The organism is Virgibacillus tibetensis, assembly GCF_036026595.1.
GTDB classification, from domain to species: domain Bacteria; phylum Bacillota; class Bacilli; order Bacillales; family Amphibacillaceae; genus Virgibacillus_P; species Virgibacillus_P tibetensis.
In genome coordinates, this window is sequence record NZ_JARZFX010000005.1 from 1 (window position 1) to 24,405 (window position 24,405).

Here is a 24,405-nt window from a genome sequence, read left to right on the forward strand (position 1 = left end):
TTCCGAAAAACAAATTCATGTTTCTCTTAACATACTGGTTGTTTTGTTCAGTTTTCAAGGAGCAAATTCAATCGTTGCCGTTTAAAGCAACTTTTATATCATAACATTTTTTCACGTTTCTTGTCAACACTTTTTTTAATTCATTTAAAGTGTTTAATTGCTTGCCCCAAATTGGCGACTTAATTAATATACCATAGTTTCTAGTATAATGTCAATAACTTTTTTACTGTTGAATGTTGCTGCATCCTAATGGATTTTTGCAGCGAATTTAACTTTACCATGGTCAAATAACAATGTCAACGGTTAATATGTTTGTAGCAAATTGATGTAGAAAAGCCTCAGACTCTATAAACAGATTAGATAACGATCATTAACAGGTTGAATAATCTGGGATATAAGTGGTTATTCAAATTCCTTCCCCATGGCATTCTGCTTAAATCAGCTCAAGCAGGTGCCTGGGAAAGTCTTGGCTAAAGATAAAACGTTTGGAGCATTATCCTTATTACTTACATTACAGCTGATATGTACCGTATGACTTCTATTGTTTCACAATGTATTTCCTTTGATAAACACCTTCACTCTTTGTTGGTTGCTTAACAGTTGTTACTATTTCCTTTTCAACTAGATAGGAGATTATTGCAGTTAAATCTAATGTATAGGCACTAATCATCGGAGAACTTTCCACTTCTGCATAAGACCAAGGTGTATCTTTCGTATTCATAATTGCTAATAGATGTTCTACAGATACCATCGCTCTATTACTGATCACAAAATCCATAGCGATAATCATTAACTGTATACGCTTATTAATTTCTTCATTACTTTCAATAAACTCTTCATATAATTTATAGACTTCCAGATCAATTTTCTTAACCTGTCTCCAAACAGTTACTTCCGGATAATATCCTTTTTCTATAACCGCTAATCTTGCCAGATAATGAAGTGAATAGAGTATTTTACTATTGGCATCCTTATACTCATTAGCTTCATAAAGATCTTTTGCTTCGCTATAGCTTTTGACCAGTTTGCCAAACTCTATTGCTTTGCGTAAGTTTCTTTTTTCATACGGAAAGTCCCTAAGTTCGTTTTTTAATGTATTAATGTATTCATTACGATCAAAAATCACCTTCCCGTTAATAATCCATTCCACTGCCCTACGATACCCGCTTGTATCTATCCATTCCATAAGAACTTCTTCCATCACAATGTGCATTGCTGCGGTCTTTCCTTCAAACTCATAGTGTTTAGCATGCCATGATTGATTTGCTTTACTTACTATTATAAGTAAGATGACATCAAAGTTATCTGTAATGGGACTATTCTTTCCCGTCTTCTCCATTAATAATACGCCCAATGTATCTGAGTCACTTGCATGTTCTTGATATATAGGTCTTAGGAAACTTTCCATTTCATAGTATCCTCCAATTTTCAAATCCTTCATTTTTATATACTATCTATATATTTCGTTGTTTTTACTTAAAATCCTTTTCCAAATACGAATTTTTCTTTAAAATATGCTATACTACCTATGTAATATTGAAGGAGGACCAAGATGAGTCAACTAGTCTATTCGAGCAAAATAAATAAAATAAGAACTTTTGCTTTATTACTAATCTTCGCAGGAATACTCTTAATGTATGGGGGTCTACTTACTAGAAAATTTGAATGGTTAATGCTGTTATTTTTTGTACTTGGTGTTTTATTCGTACTATTTAGTTGTGTCGTTTACTTATGGATCGGCATGTTATCGACAAAGGCCGTACCTATTACCTGCCCTAACTGTGAAAAACCCACAAAAATGCTTGGCCGTGTAGATGCATGCATGCACTGTAAACAGCCATTAACCCTTGACAAAAAATTAGAAGGCGAAGAATTTGATGAGAAATACAATAAACGACGATATAATAAAGAAGAAAGAAAAAATAGAAAGAAATAATTAAACTTGGCCTAATGCCAAGTTTTTTTATGGTATCAGCCGTGCTCCCCGCTTTGTTTATCTAGAAAGAATATCAGTTTCTCAACGAATTCCTTCTCATTTTGATATAATAATTCATACAGTCACGTATCCCAGCTGAATTTTTCCATTCAGATTAGATATAATGGGCACTTGATCAAATTAAAGGAGAAAATATATGATTTTAGTTATTGATAACTTCGACTCATTTACATTTAACCTTGTACAATATATTAACCAACTCGATATGGCCGTTTTAGTTAAACGAAATGATGAAATTACAATAGAAGAAATAGAAAAATTGAATCCTTCCCATATATTATTATCACCTGGTCCCGGTAAACCGGATAATGCAGGGTTATCATTAACTATTATTCAGCATTTCCATAAAAAGATACCTATATTTGGTGTATGTTTGGGTCATCAACTAATTGCTCAGGCCTTTGGTGCAGAAATTGTAAAGTCAGTAAAACCTATGCATGGTAAAGTGTCTCAAATACATCATAATGGCAAGGGCATGTTTCAATCATTAAGGAATCCACTAGCCGTAACCAGGTACCATTCATTAATAGTTAATCGCTTATCCCTACCAAGCTGCTTAGAGATTAGCGCAGAAACAGATCATGGTGAAATCATGGCAATACGTCATACAACATATCCAATTGAAGGGATTCAAGCCCATCCGGAAGCCATATTAACTGAAGATGGTCTACAGCTTCTACATAATTTTTTTCAAAGGAAGGGAGAGACAATGCATGAGTCCATCACTTTACTTTGACTATACTGATGTTCAGGGAACGAAAAAACCGATGTGCTTTGAAAATCCGCATGTTGTGATTACTGCTCGCACAATTGAAGAGGTAATTCCTTCATTAAACAAAGTACAGGAATTTGTGAATGCTGGTTATTATGCAGCTGGCTATGTATCATATGAGGCAGCTCCTGCTTTTGATCAAGCATTTCAAGTTAACGAACATCAAAAGATGCCACTTCTTTGGTTTGGTGTATTTGAAAAGCCAATTAATAAAGAAATTAAAAACGATAATATGGAGGACTTTCACACAACGGATTGGGTTCCTCAAACAAACGTTAAGAATTATAACAAATCTATTAGCAAGATTAAAGCGTACATAGAGCAAGGGGATACCTATCAGGTAAATTACACCATCCGCATGTATTCCCGTTTTTTTGGTAACTCGTATTCCTATTTTCAGCAATTAGCAAAGAGACAGGCTGCTAATTACAGTGCTTATCTTGATATAGGCGACTATACTATCCTATCTGCTTCTCCAGAATTGTTTTTCCATTTAAAAAATGGAAAGATTACCACTAAACCAATGAAAGGGACTGTAGAAAGAGGGGAAACATCAAAAGAAGAACAGAAAAACGCAGATTGGCTCTATCATTCCGAAAAAAACAGAGCTGAAAATGTAATGATTGTTGATTTATTAAGGAACGATTTAGGAACCATTGCAAAAACAGGATCCGTAAAGGTTCCAGAACTGTTTACAATTGAAGCATACCCTACTGTCTTTCAAATGACTTCAACTGTAACTGCTGAAATTTCACCCCAAAAAGATCTAACAGACATTTTTAAAGCATTGTTTCCTTGTGGGTCAATAACTGGTGCTCCAAAGATCAGTACAATGAAAATTATAAAAGAATTAGAACCTGCTCCACGTGAAGTATACTGTGGCACGATTGGGTTTATAACTCCTGAGCAAGAAGCTGTATTTAATGTACCAATCCGTACCGTATTAATCGATAACCATACGAACAAAGCACAGTATGGTGTTGGCGGGGGTATTACATGGGATTCTACTGAAAAGGAAGAATACGAAGAGGTTATAACAAAAGCAAAGGTGTTGCAGGTAAATAATGAAAATTTTCAACTTCTTGAGACGATTGGTTTAGTTGACGGAGAACTTCTTGTACTGAATGAACACTTGGAACGCTTAAAACAGTCTGCTGAGTATTTTCATTATAGACTGGATCTTGATTTAATAAAAAGCAAGCTACTATCCTATGAAAGAAAAAATCCTGCAAACCACTGGAAATTACGTCTGCTGCTAGAAAAGGATGGCAGCATTATAATAGAAGAAAAAGAAATTTCACCTTTTCTTACCTCACAGCCAGTAAAATTATCCGGTGTACCAATAGATAAAAATAATCTGTTTCTTTACCATAAAACAACGAACCGCACCACCTACCAAAGTATATCCGATCAGCATCCAGATGTCACCGATGTATTATTATGGAACGAAAACCGTGAAGTAACAGAGTTTACCATTGGAAATGTAGTAGTGGAGTTGGACGGGAATTTATACACCCCTCCTGTTACATGTGGTTTATTACCAGGTACCTATCGGGAAGTACTCTTAAACGATGGTATAATCACAGAAAGAATTATAAGGATGGAGGAGCTTGCAATATGCTCAAACATTTGGCTAATAAACAGTGTTAGAAAATGGGTACCTGTACACTTTATATAAAGGAGCACGTACATAATAGTATCGATAATTTTAACTCGTTAAGCCCTGCACTTGTAGAATACTTAGAAGGACTGAATAAATAGCATGGAAATGCTAGAAAACTTCTTCCTCAATCTAAAAATATAAAAATCCAGCTGCTTTTGAAGCAATTGGATTTTTATCATTTGGAGGCAGAAGCCTTCTTCAAATTGCGTAGCAACTAGTGATAGACGCTCAATTTGACCATTTTATACTATTAATGTTTTTTCGTTTCTACTTTTTGACAGTCTTCACACTTACCATAAAGTTCTAAACGGTGATGACTAACTTCAAATCCTGTTACCTGCTCAGCTAATGATTCTACCTCTTCTAACGACGGGTAGTGAAAGTCAACTATTTTACCGCATGAGTCACATATCATGTGATAATGTTCTGTCGTGTTACAATCAAATCTGCTTGAGGCATCTCCATAAGTAAGTTCACGAACAAGCCCAATTTCCCGCAAGACGCGCAGATTATTATAAACAGTAGCAACACTCATATTCGGAAACTTTCCCTCTAAAGCTTTATAAATATCATCAGCTGTCGGATGATTCATTGTAGTTAGAAGATATTCGAGAACCGCATGTCTTTGTGGAGTAATTCGGACGCCTGATTCCTTTAATGTATCAATCGCTTTACTTAATCGTTTTTCAGACACCGTCATCCACCTCACTTTCGCTATATTCTAATCCTATTATTAGTTTATAATCTTTATAATTAGTTTACGCTCTTTCATGGCAACCTGTCAATACAAGTATATTAATACCCTTACTTTAATATAACTAATTAGAGAAGAAACAAATAGATGTCCCGTTAAAGAGACACCTGCTTGGTTAAATATCAGCTATTAACGGGCGCTCTTCCCCACCCAATTGTTGATTCACGTAGCGTGCAGCCACAAACAGAAAATCAGATAATCGATTTAAATATGAAACTACAAGTACGTTCACTTCGGAGAGACCTACTGCTGTACGCTCAGCACGTCTGGCTACTGTGCGAGCTGAATGCAAAGCACTTGATGTGCTATGGCCTGAAGGCAGAATGAAATTCTTTAACGGATTCAACTGGGAATCCCATTCATCGATTTGATCCTCCAGTTCCTGAATGTGGTCCTTTTTTAACTTCCAGGTTACTTCTTTATCTGTTGGCGTGGCAAGTTCAGCACCTACGTGAAATAAAATGGTTTGAACACGATGCATCTTCTCCACAAATGCTTTCTTCCCATCAAATTCATTTTTTTCCAGAAAACTCAATGCTAGCCCAATCATCGAATTTGCTTCATCACACGTACCGTAAGCTTCAACGCGTAAATCATTCTTTGATACACGTTGTCCGTAAATTAAAGAAGTTTGCCCTTTATCCCCTGATCTCGTATAGATTCGCATATTTAATAACCCCTCGCTACATCGATTTTATTAACCAATTCTGTTTTACCATCCAGGTAAACTTGCAGATTCCTTTGAAAAATATCTAATGCCCGTGTTTGATACAATCTTGAAATTCCTGAAAGATGTGGTGTAACGGTGATGTTTTCTTTGTCCCAAAAAACATGATCTGCTGGTAATGGCTCTTCTTCAAACACATCCAGGACAGCATGCGCAATCTCCTGTTCTCGTATCGCCCTTAACAAATCATCACTGCGAGTTACATCTCCTCGTCCCATGTTGAGAAAAACTGCGTGATTTGGCAGTCTTTGAAAATGGTCATAAGTAAAAAGACCCTTCGTTTCCTCCGTACTTGGGAGAACGGATACAACCATGTCTACTCGTGGCAGCAGTCCTATTAATTCACTGGTTTTATAGGTTTCATCGAAGTGCTCAACAGACTTCCCGCTCCTCGAAATACCTAATGTATTCATTTGAAATGCCTTTGCCAGCCGTGCGACTTCCTGACCGATCGCTCCGGTTCCTGCAACAAGTAATGTTTTCCCATTCATTTCCTGCATTGGAACAGAACGCTCCCATATATGCTCTTTTTCTTTTTGAATTAAAACCTTGGCTTGGCGATAGACCTGCAACAGCATAGAGATGGCATATTCAGCCATTGGAATCTTGTGGATCCCACGAGCATTGGTTACAAGTATGCTTTTTTTCTCAATTTCTTTAAATGGCATTTGGTCCATCCCCGCTGATAAGACCATAATCCACTTTAAGCGTGGTGCCATCTCTAGTAACTCTTCGTTGAGGTCTTCCCCATATGTAACCAGAATTTCTGCTTTATGCAAATGCCCCTTTGCTTCATTCATGTTTTTACAAAATATAAATGATTGTCCGGGGTAATTTTCCATTAAACCGGCATGATGCTTCTTAGAAACTTTGGCGGAAAAAAGTATCATGTGCTCTACCTCCCTATTTACCTTCTATTCATATAGTAAACGTTTTTCATATGAATAGAAAGGAAGTTCCATCAAGAATCTTTCCTGATATTATTGAGTGTTTTAATAATAATTCTTAAATCCTCACGTAGCGAGCAGTTAGTAACATAGTGCAGATCTAGCTTTGTTTTTTCCCACTGGGCTTTCTCTGATTCTTTAGTAAGCTGGGCATATCCGAATAAACCTGGTCTTAATTTTAAACGATTCATTTGGTAGATATCACAATAATCGCCTTTCTCTATTCCAACTTCTGGGCCTATGATACTCATTTCCCCTTTAAGTATATTCCATAACTGTGGAATCCTATGCAATCTGTATCTTTTTAACCATTCACCTGTTAGTGTCAGGGTGATGGAAGAATCCTGCTCAGAAGTGAACTCATTTGGCATTCCATATTTCCAGGAATCTGGCAATGGGTATGGGTATGGTGGTAATGCGCGGATAACACGTGAAGGTTTCGCCATAGTACGAAAACGCCACAGCAAAAATTTTTGATTATTCTTTCCCAAAAACCAGTCCTGACAAAAAATGGGCCTTCCTTCCTTTTTATATATTCTATAGGAGATAAATATAATTAGAGGTGATAGTAAGCAAAGTAACGTAGAACTAATAACGATATCCATTAATCGCTTCACTACCATATATCTTTTCGTGGGGACTGATGAAAATATTCTGGTATCTTTTCTGGTATTTGTTCTGGTATTTGTTCTGGTATTTGTTCTGGTATTTGTTCTGGTTCTCACATTTCCCTGTATCGCCATATAACACACCTCACTTTTCAATAGAATAGAGTGCTCTATTACAATCTATTCCAGAAAGTTATGCTATAGTACAGAAAAAAAGACAGCCCCTTATTTTACAGGACTGTCCAGTTCGTTTTATTCATTTTCACGGATGAACTTCAATGCTTCTTCCACGTGACCTTTTACTTGTACTTTACGATATTCCTTTTGCAGTTTACCTTCTTTATCAATGATAAACGTAGAGCGCTCAATTCCATAATATTCTTTACCAAAGTTTTTCTTCAACTTCCAGACACCAAAATCTTCTGCAACTTTATGCTCTGTATCTGCCAGTAATAAAAATGGTAAATCATGTTTATCTATAAACTTCTGGTGGCGTTCTACCGGGTCGGGACTTATACCAATTATCACTGCGTCAAGTTCTCCGAAGCTCTCATGCATATCGCGGAAATCACACGCTTGAGTTGTACATCCTGGTGTCATGTCTTTTGGGTAGAAATATAATACAACATGCTTGCCTTTAAAGTCCGACAGGCTAACCTGCTCTCCATGCTGATTAGGTAATGTAAAGTCTTCTATTTTCTTTCCTGCTTCTACTGTCATAATGAACCCCTCCAAACAATTTCTATATTTACTATAACAGAAAAAAAATAACGATTCATTGATTCTCACTCCGCTGCTGAGACTGAACAAGACGTAATACAAATGCAGTAGGCAAAATATATCCAATCAAGGCTTCTATCAATGCGATAAAACGCCCAATTCCAATTGGGGTAATATCCCCATAACCAATTGTCAATATCGTAACCCCGCTGAAATACATGGAATGAATCATAGAGCCTAATACATTAACCTGGCGCAGCTCACCATACTCCATCAAAATAACACCATGAAAAGAAAGGATAAAATAAATGAGACCAAAGCCTATGATGACTGTACTGTATATGATTAATAACGCATAAAAAAGCTCCCTCGAAAAGCGGCTGTCCCTCATCCCCATGCGAACCTTTCCACCTTGAACAAATGAGGTGAGACTTTTTAATACGATGAGACAAATAACAATAAGGAAAATCCAAGGTATAGTATTCATACGATCCCCTTCTATTTAAGTCGATATACTATACCTATGCTTAATAAGTTTTAAGCTTGTCATTTATTTATCTGTCTTTTTTCTATAAGATTTGGAATGTACCTGTACCTTTAAATAGTTGGCACAAAAGCATAGCGGTATGTAAGTGAAGCATGTTGCGGTTTCTCCCCACCGAAATAGTTGTTGTTTATATTGTAATGATGGATACTATGTCTTACTCGTTCTTTTTTGGTATATTTATTAGTGTGCTCTTCTTTATGAGCAACTGGGTCTTCCATTCTTTATACCTTTCTTAGCGGTAGTAGTTCATGTTAGTTTTTATTTAAATCGCTACAAAGCATGCTTACTTCATCCGTTTTATTACCTTAGTATATATGTATTCACGTTTTACCTTATTGTACATTTTGCAAACTATATCATTATCCGTAATATCTTTGCAGCTGAAATAAAGAAGGTTATGTAATTTAGAGGAGGAAAAGTATTATGAAATTTACGAAATCAGAAGCATTACACAAGGAAGCATTAAAGCATATTGTTGGCGGGGTCAATTCCCCATCCCGTGCCTATAAAGCTGTTGGTGGAGGATCACCAGTATATATGGAGAGAGGTCAAGGTGCTTACTTCTGGGATGTTGATGGAAATAAATATATTGATTATCTTGCAGCATATGGTCCCATTATAACAGGACATGCACACCCACATATAGCAAAGGCTATTGCTCATGCTGCAACTACTGGCGTCTTATATGGAACACCTACTCAATATGAGAATACGTTTGCCAAAATGTTAAAGGATGCCATTCCTTCTTTAGAAAAAGTCCGTTTTGTAAACTCAGGAACAGAAGCTGTAATGACTACCATTCGTGTTGCCAGAGCATACACGGACCGCACCAAAGTTATTAAATTTGCTGGATGTTACCACGGACATTTTGATGCAGTATTAGTACAAGCTGGTTCAGGTCCTGCCACATTAGGTACACCTGATTCAGCTGGCATCCCCCGCTCTGTTGCAGAGGACATAATTACTGTACCATTCAATGATTTGGAGGCATTTCAAGAAGCTCTGGATCACTGGGGCGATCAGATAGCAGCCGTACTTGTAGAACCGATCGTGGGAAACTTCGGTATAGTTGAACCTCACGAAGGATTTTTACAGACTGTGAACGACTCAACTCATAAGGCAGGGGCTTTAGTAATCTATGATGAAGTAATTACTGCATTCCGATTTACATATGGAAGTGCACAGCAGTTATATGGTATCGAGCCTGATATGACAGCAATGGGTAAGATTATTGGGGGCGGCTTACCAATCGGAGCATATGGTGGTCGTAAAGACATCATGGAGCAGGTTGCACCACTTGGACCTGCATATCAAGCAGGCACCATGGCCGGAAATCCCGCTTCCATGGCTTCAGGAATTGCATGCTTGGAAGTATTGCAGGAGAAAGGTATATATGAAAAGCTTGATAAGTTGGGTGCTCTCCTAGAAGAAGGAATTCTTAATCAAGCGCAAAAGCACAGTGTTACACTAACTGTAAACCGCCTGCGGGGGGCATTGACCGTTTACTTTGGTAGTGAAGAAAAGGTAACTAATTATGACCAAGCTGAGGCAAGTGATGGAGAAGCTTTTGCGAGATTCTTCAAACTGATGCTTGAGCAGGGTGTGAATCTGGCACCATCAAAATACGAAGCCTGGTTCTTAACAACAGAGCACACAGAAAAAGATATTGACGAAACCATTGATGCTGTTGGTCATGCTTTCTCAATAATGGCTAATATCCAGTAAATATTTAGGATAGAATATACCCTTTATCTAGAAGGGTGTATCCTTTTAGTAAACAGGGAAAAGCTCCTCCACCAATAATCTGATGGGGGAGCTTTTCTGTTAGTTTATTTGACTATTTTCTAAAAGTTTTGGGCTGCAGTTATGTTACTCCCATCCCATCGAAAATAGTTGTTGTTTTTGACACATAATATATAAAAGACGAAGTAATGAAAATTCTCTTTCATGACACTTTTTCTCTTTCTGATGATGGTAGAGTGCTTCAATTCGCTTCAGCAGAACACTTCGCTTTCCATGGGCACGGCCTTAGCCTCCTCAGAAGCAAAGAACGCTTCTTCCGGGGTCTTCGGACACGTGCTGTTCCCATAGGAGTCTGCGTATTCTGCCTCCGCTGATAGAGGTTTCCTAAAATTTTTAGCTGCGGGAATGCAACATTCCTCAAAATACATCCGCATTTTCTTCGTGCAATTTAATATTGTCGAGTTTTACTGTGAGGTCTTCAGCAGGGACTGGGATTAATCGTCCCACCAAAAAGCTTTGGGACTGCACCTTTGGTTCGCCCCACCGAAAAGCTTTGGGACTGCACCTTTGGTTCGCCCCACCGAAAAGCTTTGTTGCTTTCCGCAAGAGTCGGCTGTCCACAGCGAAATTTATAAAGCATTAAGTGAATTTTTTATAACATTGCACAATGCTTAGCGGAGGGAAAACACGAAGACTCCTGCGGGAGGAAAGGCATAGGTGAGACCCCACAGTGCGATAGCACGAGGAGGCTCACCAGCCGCCCGCGGAAAGCGAAGTGTATTTCCGGAGCGGAGTTATGTCAGTAACAAGTTACTTCGTCTTTTATATCAACTGTGAGAACTAATATTAAGTTTGTCCATCTATTCATCCGAAAACTGAACCTGATACAAATCATAGTAGTTTCCTTTTAACTGCATCAACTCATCATGAGTTCCCACTTCTTGAATTTCCCCATTTTCAATGAGTACAATTCTGTCTGCATGCGTAATCGTTGATAAACGGTGAGCTACGATAAACGTTGTTCGCTCAGAAGCTAACTTTTCAAGCGCTTCTTGAATAGTATGTTCACTTTCTAAATCTAACGCTGAAGTTGCCTCATCAAAAATTAATATAGGAGGGTTTTTCAAGAATACACGTGCAATGGCTACTCGTTGCTTCTGCCCACCAGACAGTTTTACACCACGCTCGCCTACAAGTGTATTGTAGCCATGTGTTAAGCTTTCAATAAATTCATGAGCATTTGCTGCTTTAGCTGCCGCCACTACTTCCTCATCCGTTGCCTCTGGATTACCCATTCTGATATTCATAGCAATTGATTCGCTGAACAGTGTATTATCTTGAAGGACCATACCAATATTATTCCGCAGTGATCGTGATTTCACATCCCGTATATCGATACCGTCGACTTTAATCGCACCACTGGTAACATCATAAAAACGAGGTATTAAACTGATTAAGGTGGATTTCCCTCCTCCGCTCATACCGACAAATGCGATAGTTTCACCGCGATCGACTCTTAAATTAACATTTTTTAAAACATCATTTTCTTCTTCATTATACGTAAAGGATACATTCTCAATTTCAACATATCCATCTACTCGATTTAGCTCTTTAGAATTTTCTTTATCAACAATATCGTATTTTTCATTTAAAAATTCAAATACCCGATCAATAGAGGCTATGGATTGAACCAGCACTGTAGATGAGTTTATAAGACGGCGTAATGGACTATAAACCCTTTCCATATAAGCTACAAATGCCATCATTGTCCCTAGCGTAAGATTACCATTAATTACTTGGTATCCTGCAAAGGCAATTACTAATAAAGGAGCTAAGTCAGTAATTGTGTTCGTTACTGCAAAAGTTTTGGCATTCCAGCTTGTGTGATCCAGTGCTTTATCAAGGAATTTATTATTTCTTACCTTGAACTGATCCTGCTCATAGTCTTCCAGTGCAAAGCTTCTTGTTACAGGAACCCCCTGCACACGTTCATGCAAATGTCCCTGAACTTCAGCCAGTGCCTGTGACCTGTCTCTCGTTAATTGTCGTAATTTCGCATAAAAATACTTAACCGAAAAACCATACAAAGGAAATAGAATAATAGCAACAAGCGTTAGCCACACGTCCATTGTAAGCATAATTATAACAGCAATAAGTATTGTCATTAAATCCAGCCATACATTCATCAGACCTGTTATTACAAAAGTTTTCGTTTGTTCGACATCATGTATTACCCGGGAAATAATTTCGCCGGTTTTTGTCTTAGAATAGAAATTCAGGCTCAAACGTTGTATATGATCAAATAACCTATCCCTTATATCATAAAGGATTTTGTTGCCTACCCACTGTGCTAAGTATTGTCGAACATATTCTATAGGTGGGCGCAGTACCAGGAATATAAGAAATGAGATTCCCATAAGCCAGAGTAACTGAGAAACTCTTTCGTCTTTCGTCATTCCTTCTGCATCAATTATGTCATCAATCACATATTTTAAAATTAATGGCATTAATAACGGTATTCCAAACTTTAAAATACCGACTAGTACCGTGAGTACTATCTTCCACCAATATGGCTTTACAAATTTCATATATTGTTTTATACTGCTCATAAAAAACCTTCCTCATGTCACTCTCTTTATTCAGTAAAACCTTACCCGTAACGGGTATTATCTTCTTGTGAATAGAAAAACCTTGCTACAATCTGTAACAAGGGTTTATGAATATTTTATCGATAAGTCAGATATCGTTCATACCACTGATCAACAAATTCAGGGGAGAATGGGCCTTTTTTTTGTCGTACCCACCTTAACAAATACTCAATGTTATTGTGTAATATGCGATCAAGACCTTCAGGGTAATTCATTAGCTTGCGGTGTTCATCATACTCATCTTCATCCAATAAATCATACGTCATATCAGGGTATACCTTTACGTCTAAGTCGTAATCTATATATTTCAATGCCTCTCCATCATAAACAAATGGAGAACTTATGTTGCAATAATAGTAAATACCATCATCACGGAGCATCCCAATTATATTGAACCAATATTGAGCATGAAAATAACATATTGCCGGTTCTCTTGTTACCCATGATCGTCCATCGCTTTCTACTACTAGTGTTTTGTCATTCGCCCCGATAACAATCGAATCTGATCCTTTTAACACAAGACTGTTCTCCCAAACCCGATGGAGTTGTCCATTGTGCTTATAGCTTTGTATTTGAATTTTTGAACCCGGCCTCGGAGCCCCCATCTTATCTTCCTTTCTTTACAAATTATATCCGTTACGTTACTGATCATGCTTACATTATAATCCCAACATTATGAAATATAAAGTATTATGTCTGATTAGGAGAATCGTTGCATATTTTTCGTACATATAAAAAAAGAGTTCCCTTGAAGAAAGGAAACTCTTTTTAATCTTAAAAATAAATGGGGGTAGGTAATTACTTTTTCTTTTGCTGAGACTGTTGATTTTGCTTTCTTACTTCTTGTGCATTTGTTTCAGATGCAAATTCAGTACCGAACTGACCTTGTCCTTGAGCAGCTTTTTGGTTCTGTTTCTTTACATGTTGAACATTTGTACCAGAAGCCGTCTTGTTTTGGTTTGGGTTTTGGTTATTAGCCATCAGTATCACCTCCGCAATAATTAATTTAACCATTTATAAAATTGCTATCCAAAATAAAAGTAGTTAAATTTAACTTAATCAGGTAAAATATTCCATACGGGAATAATATATAGATAACTACATACATTATGAAAAAGTTTTGAATTACTTCTGCTATGGAGGCTGGTTTTAGATGGAACAGGAAAGAGATTTTACAGAACTATCCATGATGAGTAAAACGAGATGGAATGATAATGAACTAAGATATTTTCAGCATGCTTTATCCCAGCTGTTACCCTATGTGAATCCTGAAGGTCTCACCATTTTGCATGAAATTAACAAAGAGATGCAAAACAGAGATTAATCAATGTACCCTTTTTAATAAACCCCGGACTAAAGAAGAAGGCTCCCTCAACGGAAACCTTCTTCGAGCTGATATTATTCACCAAGGTATTTCATCATTTTCTGATGGGAAACCGGAAATGGAAATGACTCTAAATTTCCCTTTTCAACAAAGAGCAACCGGTCATCAGGTAGTTGTTCTTGTTCTGTTGCTGCTTCATAAATATCAAGTTGCCAAATAAGGTGAGAAAACACATGCTTTAATTTCCCCTTTTTAGTTCCTATTTTGACTTTTAATCCATATTCACTGTAGACCCAATTCTCCAGGTGATCCCAGCCTATTTCATTAATAGGTACCATGAGGAATTGCCACAGATTAGCCAGCAGCCCGTTTTCTGCCCTTTTCTCTATTATATATTCATTCTTACTGTTTCGAACTAATAATATTATATAGGGAATTATTCTTTGTTTTTTAGCTTTTGTCTTAACAGGAAGATCCTCTTGTATCCCTGCTTTAAACGCGGAACAATGTATCTGCACAGGACAAATCATGCAGGATGGGGACTTCGGAGTACAAATTAATGCACCCAGCTCCATTACTGCCTGATTAAAAGAAGAAGGATCATCTTCATATATAAGTTCGCGAACGTGTGATTCAAATAGTTTTTTTGTTTTTTGCAGAGCTATATCTTCTTCTACTTTAAGTACACGCGAAAAAACACGCATGACATTTCCATCTACTGCAGGTTCAGGCTGGTTATATGCAATGGAAAGAATAGCACCTTTCGTATATGGCCCTACGCCTTTTAATGCCCCCAATTCATCAGGATTGCGCGGGACTTCTCCGCCATATGAAGAAACAACCTCTTTAACAGCGTTTTGCAAATTCCTTGCACGGGAATAGTAACCTAAGCCTTCCCAGGCTTTTAAAACATCTTGTTGTTCTGCAGCGGCTAATGCATGTATGGTAGGGAACTTTTCAATAAAACGGTAGAAATAAGGAATAACGGTATCTACTTTCGTTTGCTGCAGCATAATTTCTGAAACCCAGACCTTGTAGGGGTCTTGATCTTTACGCCATGGTAAGTCACGCTTATTGGCATGGTACCAACCGAGTAAATCTTGTTGAAAACTTCCTTTGTCTATATATTGTGCGTTTTTTTTTATCAACTAATCACATCCTATATGTTACAATAAACGAGTCAAGTACTCTTTTGACTCAAACTTCAGTTAAATTTACCATTAAATTAAACGTCACGTCCAAGGAGGCCCTCTAGTTATGGATACAGGTACCCACATTGTAATGGGGGTTGCACTAGGAGGACTAGCTACTTTAGATCCTGTTGTGCATAATGATCCTACACTATTTAATGCTATATTAGTTGGAACCATTGTTGGTTCTCATGCGCCTGATTTTGATACAGTATTTAAACTTAAAAATAATGCTACTTATATACGACATCACCGTGGGGCATCTCATTCCCTTCCAGCTATTGTAATATGGGGGATTCTAGTTTCAAGTATCATTTATATGTTCGTCCCACATGTTAGCTTTCTGCATCTGTGGCTTTGGACATTTTTAGCGGTGATCCTTCACGTATTTGTCGATCTATTTAACGCTTACGGTACACAAGCCTATCGCCCATTTTCAAATAAATGGATAGCCCATGGGTTTATCAATACATTTGATCCCTATATTTTCCTGTTGCACGTTGCAGGTATAGGAGCATGGGTGCTAGGAGCACACCCTGGTTATACATGGTTAATTATCTATGCCGTGATTCTATTGTATTATATTAAGCGTTACAATGAAAAAAGAGAAATAGTTAATAAAATACACGACTATCTGCCAGCAACCGAATATGTCGCAACATCACCTACTATAAAACAAAATTATTGGCGTGTTGCAATAACAACTAAAAATAACTTTTATGTTGGATCTGTAGAAAATGGTCATATTGAAATTGTAGATGAATATAAAAAACTTCCGCTTCCTGATTCAAATGTGATGGAGATTGCTAAAGAAGATAAAAATATTTCTGCCTTTTTATCATTCTCACCTGTTTATCGGTGGGAAATAAATGAATTTGATGACTTTACCGAAGTCCGCTTTATTGACCTGCGTTACAGGACAAAAGGCTACTACCCTTTCGTTGCAGTGGTGCAGATTGATGATAATATGCGAATTAAGACTTCCTATACCGGTTGGATCTTTTCCGAACAGAAACTACAGAGCAAACTATTCGTTGGGGACAGCCCCATTTAAAACAGCAGGTTACTTCACCTGCTGTTTTATCAGTTATTCAGCTTTATCTCCAAGCAAGGAAATGGGAATAGCTTCTTCCTTTTCATAGATCTCACCTAAAAGATTTATTCGATGGCCCCAAGCAAATACACCGTTTATATAGTTAACTTTGTATTTATGACCCGGGTCTGTACTCATATTATAAACCGTATTTGCTGAGAAATCTTCCGGATTCATCGTGTATGCTACTGCTACCTGCATTTTGCGTTCATTCACTGCAACCTCCGAAACATTACCCAGCTGCTCTGCTTTTTGCGCTTTCTCTTTTAATTTCCCGATTTCTGCGCGTAACTGCTCCAATGAGTAATCACTGTACCTGTAATTATTGTTATTCATTCTTTATTACCCCTTTCAAAAGATCATATATAGCAACCTTACATAACTATTTCAGTCAATGGTCAATCGATGAAGTTTACTCTTCCAGGTTCTCCTCTAGAAAACGATTAATCATATCCATTGCAAACCCTTTTGTATAAAGAGACTCCTTCATCTTATTATGTAATTTATATCCACTCATTTTTGGTTGGTATTTACGGAATAACTTTTCACCCTGGTAAACAAGTGCATTCCATTCATTATCATCATCTTTTTCTTCATTTATATCAGCCAAAGCATCTTTAATTACATCGTGTGTAAAACCTTTTTGCATTAATGTAACTTGGAGCTGCTGTACTTGCTTCTGAAACGAATCATTTTTCTTCGTATTCACCTTTTTCTCTATCCACTTCAATATCTTTTCATATTGAATCTCATAAGTAAACTGCTCTACTGCCTCACTGGCTATAGATCCTGAGACTCCTTTTTCAATAAGTTCTTTTTTTATAAGTGACGGACCTTTGATTGTTGTATTTATTCTCGTACGGACAAACATGTCCGCAAACTCTTTATCATCAATTAATTTTTCTTTGTTAAGTTTCTCGATAACTACTTTAATATGCTCTGAATCGACTTCTTTTTTAACTAGATAATCCAGAATCTCCTTTTTTGTACGCATTCTGTAGCTTAAAAAGTTGATAGCTTGGGTATATGACTTATGTACTGTATCTTTTTTAACAAGTGTATCGATCATTGAATCATCCAATTCAAGGTCTTTTCGAAGCTTATATTCAATTAATATTGCTTCATCTACACTAAAGCCATAAACTTCATCTTGGCCTTCACTTAAAAAGATATTGTATCGATTCTTACTTTTCTTTTGGGTAGTGATCCGGGTAATCTTTCTCATTGTTTCTCACCCCTTTCCCTTTTCATTTTAACATGAATAAAATTGCCTGGACACTGCCGTAAGAATCAACTAATTGCATATAATAAAGTAAGATAAATTATATAGACTGGGCAGGTGGATTTACATGAATATCTTAATTACTGGTGGAACTGGATTCGTAGGAAAGCATCTTGCCACTTCATTACATGAAAAGAGGCACCACACATACATACTCACAAGATCTCCAAGTAACTATCATAACACAGAGAACACTACATTCATTAGTTATGAATACCCTGTTGAAGAGCTACCTATAATTCATGGTGTCATCAATCTGGCAGGTGAATCGTTATTTGGTTATTGGTCTGAAAAGAAAAAAGAATCCATACTAGCCAGCAGAATTGAAATAACAGAAAAACTGGTTGACATGATGACAAATATGAATACAAAACCAGAAGTCTTCATCAGTGGTTCAGCAGTTGGTTATTATGGTATTTCCAATGATTTAATCTATACTGAAGCAACAGAAGAGCCAGGTGAAGACTTTTTAGCCAAAGTATCAATTAAATGGGAAAAAACAGCAAAACTTGCAGAAGACATAGGTGTTCGTACGGTCTTCACAAGGTTCGGTGTCATTTTGGGTGAAGAAGGTGCGCTTCCTTATATGAGTATCCCAGTGAAAATGTTTGCTGGCGGAAAAATTGGTAATGGGGAACAGTGGATGTCTTGGATACATATAGAAGATGTAGTCAATCTTATTCAATTTTGCTTATATAACCGAAATATTGACGGACCTGTTAATGTAACAGCCCCCCATCCGAAACGGAATAAAGATTTTACAAAAGCACTAGCAAAGGTGTTAAAGCGTCCGCACTGGTTCACAGCACCAGCCCCCCTTATACGCCTTACAACTGGAGAAATGAGTACACTAATAACGAAAGGTCAATACGTATTACCGAAGAAAGCCCTTGATAATAATTTTCAATTCTCCTACCCAAATTTAGAAGAAGCTTTGAGACAAATTAAGCAGCAAAAAGCATAAAAATTTTCGAAAATTTTTTTGAAAAATGATTCCATTTTGAATGATATTTGTGTAAAATAATAGTAAATAAAATCAAGTGAATTCAAACCGAAAGAGATGAAATGACCAGCTTCAAATGAAAGACAAAGAATTAAATAGGGAAGGCAAATGGTGCGCCACCAGTATGAGCTGGTTCTAGTGGGTTCGATTCCCACCCCGAATTTTTGTTGAACGCTAACTAAAAATTCGAGGGTGGGTCCTTGCACACTAGATTTCCTTTCAATGGATATTTAGGATACCCACCTGGAAATCAGGAGGGTATTTTTATGTTAAAAACACGTGATTTATATGAAGTTCCTGTCCTTTTCGACCTGATGGTACACCCGGAAGTCTTCCCTTATATCAGACAGAAAGCCGCTACAAGTGATGAGTTTTATTTCCTTACAAAACAAACAATTGAGGCGGAGGAAAAGGGAGAACTGATTTCCCGTACGATTGTAGATGAATACTACCATCCAATTGGCACAATTAATTTATTCGATATTAATGAAAATTACGGTTTTCTAGCTACCTGGATCGGTCAGCCTTATTTCGGAAAGGGATATAACACCCCCGCTAAAGAGGAATTTTTTAATGAGGTTTTTTTCAATTATAATATTGAAGGCATTTTTATGAAGGTAAGAAAGACAAATATGCGTTCATTAAAAGCTGTATTAAAATTACCTTATGCTGCACTTGGAAACTCAACATATTCTGGAGTTTATCAAAAAATTAATGCGAATGATGAGGTATACGATCTTTTCGTTATTTCAAAGGATCATTATGTATCTTACCAGCAATTTACAACTATTAATCCTGCAGCAGCGGAAGATGAAGTTAGTTAATGTATAGTTAAAGCGTTAAGGGGGTATCCTATAGCAAAGAGAGGGATGATCTCTATGAAACAAAAGTCCAAATTAAATCAAAGTGAAAAGTTTTTATCGAAAACCCAAGAGGTACTTTATCAAAAGGAGTTCAAGCATGCAGATCGTGTTTATAATCAATTGTCTCAAAAAGGAAATCGAGGCTAAACCGTGGGTGTTCCGATATTGTGGGAAACAAATGAAATAGTATAAATTAGCTGCCTAAATCGCATTTTGATTTAGGCTTTTCTAATTCATGTTGTATAAACGAAGGAAAAAATAATCATGTGAAGGGCATGAAAACCTTCCAATCATGACCGCTGCCTCTGCCTTTCATACAGCGATTGCTCCACTTATTTCAGCGGTTGGCTTGCTTAATCCCGCGGTCGCACCAATTTATCCAGCGCTTGTTCGACTTTATTTCGTGTTCACCGGGTTCCATTCAGCGTTCGACTCTTTGGGCGTCAAAACCGTCTTATCTGGTACGTCTGCGATTCGAACGTTTTGACATGACCGTTGCATCAGTGAGACACCGCAGTACGATTGTCAACAAGAGGCTTTTTCCTCACAACTTATCCACAGTCATCCACAAATTGTTAGTAACTAGTAAAAATCCTGTTATATCAGGTGTGTTTTATACACAGAATTTTGTTCATAACTTTGTGGATAATGTGGATTACTCTCATGAATCCCCTGTTTATATAAAAATGATTGTTAATAAACCTGTGGGTAACTAGATTGACAATCAGCTTGATATTTTTATACAAAATCAACAGTGAGCTATTTATGTAATTGCTTTTTAATAGTCTTTCCACTTAGTCAAACAAAACAAGTCATTGACATCATGTGCTATCTGTTATACTCTAACTATAACAGATAGCACATGATGAAAAGGAGCGTTTAATTAGATGTGTTTATAAACTTGGATTTTGAATCTAAAGAACCTATTTACGTACAATTGATACATCAAATAATTGAAGGGGTTGCAAAAAAGAAATTACAGCCCGGTGATGCACTCCCTTCAGTAAGGTCATTGGCTGCGGATATTGGTATTAATCTTCATACAGTTAACAAAGCATACCAGCAGCTCAAACAAGATGGTTTCATACTTATTCACCGTCAAAAAGGGGTTGTTGTTCACCCGGATGGCATACCAAAGGCAGATAAAGTATATAAGAGTGTGCTCAAAGAGAAATTACACCCCTTAATATCCGAATCCGTCTGCCGCAGTGTCACGGAGGAGGAATTCTTACAGCTTTGCAGTCAATTATTTCATGAATTTAAAGAGGAAACTGGTGACGTTTAAATGAATAGTATTATAGTTATTTTAATTGTAGTTATTCTAATTCCTGCTTTTATTTCATTAATGTTTATCCCCTACTGGACAAGGAAAACAGAAAGCTTCGGCGTAACCATACCAGAGGAGATTTATAACACTCCCAGACTGACAGACATGCGTAAAAGGTATACATTAATCACAGGTATTTTAAGTGTTTCAGTAATTGCTCTTTTCATAGCACTAAGTGCTTTTACAGGTGATAATGACACTGGATTCAGCTTAATTTTAGGTAGTACAGTAATAATTTATATGATTAGCAGTTTTCTAGTCTATCTGAAATTCCACCGTGAAATGAAGATCCTCAAAAAGAAGGAAAACTGGATGGCTGAGAGATCACAACAAGTATTTATCAATACACGTTTTCGAGATCAAAAGCTCTCGTATTCAAATGCTTGGTTTATCCTGTCATTTGCTATTGCTTTCGCAACCATCGCGCTGACATTCCGGTTATACAATCAAATCCCTGATCAAATACCTATGCAATATAACTTTACAGGCTATATTACAAACTGGGTTGATAAATCGTATCGCACAGTACTAGTCATGCCAATCCAGCAACTGTATTTAACCTTACTTTTCTTGTTTATTAATTCAACAATTACCAAAGCAAAACAGCAAATTAATGCGCGTAATCCGGAAGAGTCCCTGCGCAAAAACGTAATTTTCAGACGTAGATGGTCTGCTTTCATTATTATTTCAGGAACAGCATTAGTAATCATGTTTGCAATTATCCAATTGTCTTTTATTTTCCCAATTAATCACCAATTGCTTATTGTTATACCGCTTGTTCTAAGTATCGGCATTACGATAAGTGCAGTTGTACTTTCTTTTACGACTGGACAAGGAGGAAGCCGCGTGAATAGCGACTCCGGAGAAACCGGCGATATAATGGATTATGATGATGATAAATTTTGGAAGCTTGGACAATTTTATTTTAATAAAAATGACCCAGCCCTATTCCTTGAAAAGCGGTTTGGAGTAGGTTGGACAATTAATTTGGCTCGACCACTGGCGTGGATTATCTTTTTGGCAATTATTTTAATCGCTGTCGGGATTCCAGTTTTATTAGGGGCTTAGCTTACCTATTAATTTTTTTAATACAGTTTGGGGGGAATATAAAATGTTGGAATTGTTTGAAGCAATCAACTGGGCTGTTATCGCGCCCTTTATTATAATCCAGGGTATTTTACTTATTGTTGCATTAATCGACTGGGCCAAGGCCGAGAGGTTTAATGGACCTAAATGGATGTGGTTCTTTATCATCGTGTTCGTTAATATTCTTGGACCGATCCTTTATTTCATCTTCGGAAGGAGTAATCGTTAAATGACAATACTCAAAGTCACAAACCTTTCGAAGGAATACGACGGTGTTTCTGCCGTTAAAAATATCAGTTTTGAATTCACATCCGGCAAATGCATCTCTTTAATTGGTCCAAATGGCGCTGGAAAAACAACTATATTAAGAACATTGGCAGGACTATTGAAGCCTAGTTCAGGAAAAGTCACATTCACTGAAATGAAACAACAAGCTGATATACGATTACTCATTGGTTATTTGCCACAACATCCTGTATTTTATTCTTGGATGACTGGGAAGGAATTTTTAGTCTACAGCGCTCAGCTGGCTTTTCTAACAAAGGAGGAAGCTAATAAGCGTGCAGAATATTTGTTGGAGAGGGTAGGTATTGCTGAAGCAAAGAACAAACGTATCGGAAAATATTCTGGCGGAATGAAGCAACGTCTAGGTATCGCACAGGCCATTATTCATAAACCAAAGCTGCTAATGCTGGATGAGCCTGTTTCATCTCTTGACCCGATTGGCCGTCGTGAGGTTTTGATATTAATGGAAGAATTGAAAAAAGAGATGACGATTCTCTTTTCTACCCATATCTTAAGTGACGCCGATGAAGTAAGCGATGAATTACTGCTTTTACGTGATGGGGAAATTGTCGAAGCTGGAACGATGGATAAGCTACGTCGAAAATACCAAACTGCAAAGATTGAGCTGGTATTCCAAAATAACCTGGAGTACTACAAAGATAAAATCGATACTATGCCTGCCATAACATCCACTAATATTGAACGCGGTAAGCTGCATGTTACAGCAGCCGATATCACCCAGGCACGTAAGGAAATACTTCAGGCTGCTGCTGTTGAGAATTGGCCAATAACGGATTTCACACTAAACCGCGCATCCCTGGAAGATATGTTTATGAAGGTGGTGAATAACTAATGCAATGGCTGACACTTTTTAAAAAGGAAATGCTGGAAAACTGGCGGAATAAAAAATGGATCTGGGTACCATTAGTCTTAATTCTTATCGCAGTTATTGATCCTATTACCAACTATTATTTACCACAAATAATCGAATCAACTGGAGGGTTCCCAGACGGAACGGTGCTCGAGCTTCCCGAATTTGCCCCACCAGAAGTCGTTATGATGAGTTTAAGTCAATTTAGCAGTCTTGGTGTGCTGGTCATTGTTTTGATGTCTATGGGTACCATTGCTGGTGAACGAAAAAGTGGAGTTATGGAGTTAGTTCTTGTAAAGCCAGTCTCTTACCGCAATTATATTACAGCTAAGTGGGCAGCACTCGTCTTACTGGTCTGGAGTGCATTATTGCTTGGAATGTTCGCAAGCTGGTATTATATCAATATTTTATTCGGTGATCTATCATTTCTGTCACTACTTCAAATTGTTCTGTTTTATGGTCTATGGCTTACACTGGTTGTTACATTGTCCATATTTTATAACACCTTATTTAGAACACCGGGTCTGGTTGCATTTATAACCGTGATTACTATTATGGCTATGAGTGTTGTAACTCAGATTTTCGGACATATACTAGAATGGAGTCCAAACCACTTATCTAGTTATATTCATGACATGCTCATTACCGGAAGTATTTCTTTCGAATTGATAGCTACAGCAGTGGTATCTATAGTGTTTATTATTTTACTTTTAATTAGTGCTATTTCACTATTTAAAACCAAAGAATTATCAAACTAAATGCATCTGATAGATAGAGGAAGGGACATAACTAAATGGGAAGAATGAGAATCCGAACAATCGGAACTTAGCGTAGGCAAAATACGCAGACTCCTGTGGGAACAGCACGAGCTGAAGCCGTGCCCACTAAAAAGCGAAGTATTTTGCCGAAGCGCTACATTTGCTCAGGCGTTAATGTTCGGATTTTCCTGAATAATT

The 24,405-nt window shown here is 37.3% G+C and carries 28 protein-coding genes; 14 read left to right on the forward strand and 14 right to left on the reverse strand.

The features are described 5' to 3' along the window. Nucleotides 1-538: 538 nt before the first annotated feature. A complete protein-coding gene (locus QGM71_RS11475) occupies nt 539-1,408 on the reverse strand; it encodes a nucleotidyltransferase-like protein (protein WP_327607694.1) in 870 nt (289 codons plus the stop codon). Between the two features lie 144 nt (nt 1,409-1,552). On the opposite strand from QGM71_RS11475, the gene QGM71_RS11480 reads away from it, so the two are divergent. The 3 genes from QGM71_RS11480 to pabB all read left to right on the forward strand — a co-directional run bounded on the left by QGM71_RS11480 (nt 1,553) and on the right by pabB (nt 4,446). Beyond that, complete coding sequence (locus QGM71_RS11480) at nt 1,553-1,936, forward strand: YgzB family protein (protein WP_327607695.1); 384 nt, start codon at nt 1,553-1,555, stop codon at nt 1,934-1,936. Nucleotides 1,937-2,132: 196 nt separating this feature from the next. Further along, on the forward strand, nt 2,133-2,732 hold the full coding sequence (locus QGM71_RS11485) for an anthranilate synthase component II (RefSeq protein ID WP_327607696.1): 600 nt from the start codon (nt 2,133-2,135) through the stop codon (nt 2,730-2,732). Beyond that, on the forward strand, nt 2,710-4,446 hold the full coding sequence (gene pabB / locus QGM71_RS11490; RefSeq protein ID WP_327607697.1) for an aminodeoxychorismate synthase component I: 1,737 nt from the start codon (nt 2,710-2,712) through the stop codon (nt 4,444-4,446). The genes QGM71_RS11485 and pabB overlap by 23 nt, the downstream gene beginning before the upstream one ends. A 235-nt stretch (nt 4,447-4,681) precedes the next feature. On the opposite strand, the gene perR is transcribed toward pabB, so the two are convergent. The 7 genes from perR to QGM71_RS11525 all read right to left on the reverse strand — a co-directional run bounded on the left by perR (nt 4,682) and on the right by QGM71_RS11525 (nt 8,952). Beyond that, the gene (perR, locus tag QGM71_RS11495; protein ID WP_327607698.1) at nt 4,682-5,131 is read right to left on the reverse strand and encodes a peroxide-responsive transcriptional repressor PerR; all 450 of its coding nucleotides are present in this window, start codon (nt 5,129-5,131) and stop codon (nt 4,682-4,684) included. Nucleotides 5,132-5,300: 169 nt separating this feature from the next. Beyond that, nucleotides 5,301-5,852, reverse strand: a complete 552-nt coding sequence (locus QGM71_RS11500) for a cob(I)yrinic acid a,c-diamide adenosyltransferase (RefSeq protein ID WP_327607699.1) — start codon at nt 5,850-5,852, stop codon at nt 5,301-5,303. Between the two features lie 2 nt (nt 5,853-5,854). Beyond that, complete coding sequence (locus tag QGM71_RS11505) at nt 5,855-6,802, reverse strand: D-2-hydroxyacid dehydrogenase (RefSeq protein ID WP_327607700.1); 948 nt, start codon at nt 6,800-6,802, stop codon at nt 5,855-5,857. A gap of 71 nt (nt 6,803-6,873) precedes the next feature. Next, nucleotides 6,874-7,602, reverse strand: coding sequence for a sugar transferase (locus QGM71_RS11510; protein ID WP_327607701.1), 729 nt, complete (start codon nt 7,600-7,602; stop codon nt 6,874-6,876). A 117-nt stretch (nt 7,603-7,719) separates the two neighbouring features. Beyond that, entirely contained in the window at nt 7,720-8,187 is a 468-nt protein-coding gene (gene bcp / locus QGM71_RS11515) for a thioredoxin-dependent thiol peroxidase (protein WP_327607702.1), read from the reverse strand. 55 nt (nt 8,188-8,242) lie between these two features. Continuing rightward, a complete protein-coding gene (locus tag QGM71_RS11520; protein ID WP_327607703.1) occupies nt 8,243-8,674 on the reverse strand; it encodes a potassium channel family protein in 432 nt (143 codons plus the stop codon). A 110-nt stretch (nt 8,675-8,784) separates the two neighbouring features. Continuing rightward, nucleotides 8,785-8,952 carry a hypothetical protein gene (locus QGM71_RS11525; protein ID WP_327607704.1) on the reverse strand — a complete coding sequence of 56 codons (168 nt, stop codon included), beginning with the start codon at nt 8,950-8,952 and terminating at the stop codon, nt 8,785-8,787. 205 nt (nt 8,953-9,157) lie between these two features. On the opposite strand from QGM71_RS11525, the gene QGM71_RS11530 reads away from it, so the two are divergent. Next, the gene (locus QGM71_RS11530; protein WP_327607705.1) at nt 9,158-10,459 is read left to right on the forward strand and encodes a glutamate-1-semialdehyde 2,1-aminomutase; all 1,302 of its coding nucleotides are present in this window, start codon (nt 9,158-9,160) and stop codon (nt 10,457-10,459) included. An 878-nt stretch (nt 10,460-11,337) separates the two neighbouring features. Here the strand turns inward: QGM71_RS11530 and QGM71_RS11535 are convergent. The 3 genes from QGM71_RS11535 to QGM71_RS11545 all read right to left on the reverse strand — a co-directional run bounded on the left by QGM71_RS11535 (nt 11,338) and on the right by QGM71_RS11545 (nt 14,106). Further along, the gene (locus QGM71_RS11535) at nt 11,338-13,086 is read right to left on the reverse strand and encodes an ABC transporter ATP-binding protein (protein WP_327607706.1); all 1,749 of its coding nucleotides are present in this window, start codon (nt 13,084-13,086) and stop codon (nt 11,338-11,340) included. 116 nt (nt 13,087-13,202) lie between these two features. Next, complete coding sequence (gene ntdP, locus QGM71_RS11540; protein WP_327607707.1) at nt 13,203-13,730, reverse strand: nucleoside tri-diphosphate phosphatase; 528 nt, start codon at nt 13,728-13,730, stop codon at nt 13,203-13,205. Nucleotides 13,731-13,923: 193 nt separating this feature from the next. Then, complete coding sequence (locus QGM71_RS11545; protein ID WP_327607708.1) at nt 13,924-14,106, reverse strand: gamma-type small acid-soluble spore protein; 183 nt, start codon at nt 14,104-14,106, stop codon at nt 13,924-13,926. A gap of 172 nt (nt 14,107-14,278) precedes the next feature. Here QGM71_RS11545 and QGM71_RS11550 point away from each other — a divergent pair, with 172 nt between their 5' ends. Continuing rightward, entirely contained in the window at nt 14,279-14,449 is a 171-nt protein-coding gene (locus QGM71_RS11550) for a hypothetical protein (protein ID WP_327607709.1), read from the forward strand. 74 nt (nt 14,450-14,523) lie between these two features. On the opposite strand, the gene mutY is transcribed toward QGM71_RS11550, so the two are convergent. After that, a complete protein-coding gene (mutY, locus tag QGM71_RS11555) occupies nt 14,524-15,594 on the reverse strand; it encodes an A/G-specific adenine glycosylase (RefSeq protein WP_407703026.1) in 1,071 nt (356 codons plus the stop codon). A gap of 112 nt (nt 15,595-15,706) precedes the next feature. Between mutY and QGM71_RS11560 the strand changes: the two genes are divergently transcribed. Further along, the gene (locus QGM71_RS11560) at nt 15,707-16,693 is read left to right on the forward strand and encodes a metal-dependent hydrolase (protein WP_327607711.1); all 987 of its coding nucleotides are present in this window, start codon (nt 15,707-15,709) and stop codon (nt 16,691-16,693) included. Between the two features lie 33 nt (nt 16,694-16,726). On the opposite strand, the gene QGM71_RS11565 is transcribed toward QGM71_RS11560, so the two are convergent. Together QGM71_RS11565 and recX are read right to left on the reverse strand one after the other, a co-directional pair. Next, nucleotides 16,727-17,068 (reverse strand): YfhH family protein, encoded by a 342-nt coding sequence (locus tag QGM71_RS11565; RefSeq protein WP_327607712.1) that lies wholly within the window; start codon nt 17,066-17,068, stop codon nt 16,727-16,729. 76 nt (nt 17,069-17,144) lie between these two features. Further along, nucleotides 17,145-17,957, reverse strand: a complete 813-nt coding sequence (recX, locus tag QGM71_RS11570) for a recombination regulator RecX (protein WP_327607713.1) — start codon at nt 17,955-17,957, stop codon at nt 17,145-17,147. Nucleotides 17,958-18,081: 124 nt separating this feature from the next. Here recX and QGM71_RS11575 point away from each other — a divergent pair, with 124 nt between their 5' ends. The 8 genes from QGM71_RS11575 (at nt 18,082) to QGM71_RS11610 (ending at nt 24,207) form a co-directional block, all read left to right on the forward strand. Beyond that, a complete protein-coding gene (locus QGM71_RS11575; RefSeq protein ID WP_327607714.1) occupies nt 18,082-18,978 on the forward strand; it encodes a TIGR01777 family oxidoreductase in 897 nt (298 codons plus the stop codon). A gap of 305 nt (nt 18,979-19,283) precedes the next feature. Beyond that, nucleotides 19,284-19,841: a GNAT family N-acetyltransferase gene (locus QGM71_RS11580; protein WP_327607715.1), complete on the forward strand. Its 558-nt coding sequence runs from the start codon at nt 19,284-19,286 to the stop codon at nt 19,839-19,841. Nucleotides 19,842-19,895: 54 nt separating this feature from the next. Further along, a complete protein-coding gene (locus QGM71_RS11585; RefSeq protein WP_327607716.1) occupies nt 19,896-20,027 on the forward strand; it encodes a YfhE family protein in 132 nt (43 codons plus the stop codon). 742 nt (nt 20,028-20,769) lie between these two features. Beyond that, a complete protein-coding gene (locus QGM71_RS11590; RefSeq protein WP_327607717.1) occupies nt 20,770-21,165 on the forward strand; it encodes a GntR family transcriptional regulator in 396 nt (131 codons plus the stop codon). Beyond that, nucleotides 21,166-22,275 (forward strand): DUF1648 domain-containing protein, encoded by a 1,110-nt coding sequence (locus tag QGM71_RS11595; RefSeq protein ID WP_327607718.1) that lies wholly within the window; start codon nt 21,166-21,168, stop codon nt 22,273-22,275. A gap of 43 nt (nt 22,276-22,318) precedes the next feature. Then, on the forward strand, nt 22,319-22,522 hold the full coding sequence (locus QGM71_RS11600) for a PLD nuclease N-terminal domain-containing protein (protein WP_327607719.1): 204 nt from the start codon (nt 22,319-22,321) through the stop codon (nt 22,520-22,522). Next, complete coding sequence (locus QGM71_RS11605; protein ID WP_327607720.1) at nt 22,523-23,431, forward strand: ABC transporter ATP-binding protein; 909 nt, start codon at nt 22,523-22,525, stop codon at nt 23,429-23,431. It begins immediately after the preceding gene. Continuing rightward, the gene (locus QGM71_RS11610; RefSeq protein ID WP_327607721.1) at nt 23,431-24,207 is read left to right on the forward strand and encodes an ABC transporter permease; all 777 of its coding nucleotides are present in this window, start codon (nt 23,431-23,433) and stop codon (nt 24,205-24,207) included. The genes QGM71_RS11605 and QGM71_RS11610 overlap by 1 nt, the downstream gene beginning before the upstream one ends. The last annotated feature ends 198 nt before the right edge of the window (nt 24,208-24,405 follow it).

What these genes read in the sequence shown, in the direction of transcription:
- QGM71_RS11475 (WP_327607694.1), bottom strand. Translation starts at nt 1,408, where the DNA reads ATGGAAAGTTTCCTAAGACCTATATATCAAGAACATGCAAGTGACTCA.
- QGM71_RS11480 (WP_327607695.1), top strand. Translation starts at nt 1,553, where the DNA reads ATGAGTCAACTAGTCTATTCGAGCAAAATAAATAAAATAAGAACTTTT.
- QGM71_RS11485 (WP_327607696.1), top strand. Translation starts at nt 2,133, where the DNA reads ATGATTTTAGTTATTGATAACTTCGACTCATTTACATTTAACCTTGTA.
- pabB (WP_327607697.1), top strand. Translation starts at nt 2,710, where the DNA reads ATGAGTCCATCACTTTACTTTGACTATACTGATGTTCAGGGAACGAAA.
- perR (WP_327607698.1), bottom strand. Translation starts at nt 5,131, where the DNA reads ATGACGGTGTCTGAAAAACGATTAAGTAAAGCGATTGATACATTAAAG.
- QGM71_RS11500 (WP_327607699.1), bottom strand. Translation starts at nt 5,852, where the DNA reads ATGCGAATCTATACGAGATCAGGGGATAAAGGGCAAACTTCTTTAATT.
- QGM71_RS11505 (WP_327607700.1), bottom strand. Translation starts at nt 6,802, where the DNA reads ATGATACTTTTTTCCGCCAAAGTTTCTAAGAAGCATCATGCCGGTTTA.
- QGM71_RS11510 (WP_327607701.1), bottom strand. Translation starts at nt 7,602, where the DNA reads ATGGCGATACAGGGAAATGTGAGAACCAGAACAAATACCAGAACAAAT.
- bcp (WP_327607702.1), bottom strand. Translation starts at nt 8,187, where the DNA reads ATGACAGTAGAAGCAGGAAAGAAAATAGAAGACTTTACATTACCTAAT.
- QGM71_RS11520 (WP_327607703.1), bottom strand. Translation starts at nt 8,674, where the DNA reads ATGAATACTATACCTTGGATTTTCCTTATTGTTATTTGTCTCATCGTA.
- QGM71_RS11525 (WP_327607704.1), bottom strand. Translation starts at nt 8,952, where the DNA reads ATGGAAGACCCAGTTGCTCATAAAGAAGAGCACACTAATAAATATACC.
- QGM71_RS11530 (WP_327607705.1), top strand. Translation starts at nt 9,158, where the DNA reads ATGAAATTTACGAAATCAGAAGCATTACACAAGGAAGCATTAAAGCAT.
- QGM71_RS11535 (WP_327607706.1), bottom strand. Translation starts at nt 13,086, where the DNA reads ATGAGCAGTATAAAACAATATATGAAATTTGTAAAGCCATATTGGTGG.
- ntdP (WP_327607707.1), bottom strand. Translation starts at nt 13,730, where the DNA reads ATGGGGGCTCCGAGGCCGGGTTCAAAAATTCAAATACAAAGCTATAAG.
- QGM71_RS11545 (WP_327607708.1), bottom strand. Translation starts at nt 14,106, where the DNA reads ATGGCTAATAACCAAAACCCAAACCAAAACAAGACGGCTTCTGGTACA.
- QGM71_RS11550 (WP_327607709.1), top strand. Translation starts at nt 14,279, where the DNA reads ATGGAACAGGAAAGAGATTTTACAGAACTATCCATGATGAGTAAAACG.
- QGM71_RS11560 (WP_327607711.1), top strand. Translation starts at nt 15,707, where the DNA reads ATGGATACAGGTACCCACATTGTAATGGGGGTTGCACTAGGAGGACTA.
- QGM71_RS11565 (WP_327607712.1), bottom strand. Translation starts at nt 17,068, where the DNA reads ATGAATAACAATAATTACAGGTACAGTGATTACTCATTGGAGCAGTTA.
- recX (WP_327607713.1), bottom strand. Translation starts at nt 17,957, where the DNA reads ATGAGAAAGATTACCCGGATCACTACCCAAAAGAAAAGTAAGAATCGA.
- QGM71_RS11575 (WP_327607714.1), top strand. Translation starts at nt 18,082, where the DNA reads ATGAATATCTTAATTACTGGTGGAACTGGATTCGTAGGAAAGCATCTT.
- QGM71_RS11580 (WP_327607715.1), top strand. Translation starts at nt 19,284, where the DNA reads ATGTTAAAAACACGTGATTTATATGAAGTTCCTGTCCTTTTCGACCTG.
- QGM71_RS11585 (WP_327607716.1), top strand. Translation starts at nt 19,896, where the DNA reads ATGAAACAAAAGTCCAAATTAAATCAAAGTGAAAAGTTTTTATCGAAA.
- QGM71_RS11595 (WP_327607718.1), top strand. Translation starts at nt 21,166, where the DNA reads ATGAATAGTATTATAGTTATTTTAATTGTAGTTATTCTAATTCCTGCT.
- QGM71_RS11600 (WP_327607719.1), top strand. Translation starts at nt 22,319, where the DNA reads ATGTTGGAATTGTTTGAAGCAATCAACTGGGCTGTTATCGCGCCCTTT.
- QGM71_RS11605 (WP_327607720.1), top strand. Translation starts at nt 22,523, where the DNA reads ATGACAATACTCAAAGTCACAAACCTTTCGAAGGAATACGACGGTGTT.
- QGM71_RS11610 (WP_327607721.1), top strand. Translation starts at nt 23,431, where the DNA reads ATGCAATGGCTGACACTTTTTAAAAAGGAAATGCTGGAAAACTGGCGG.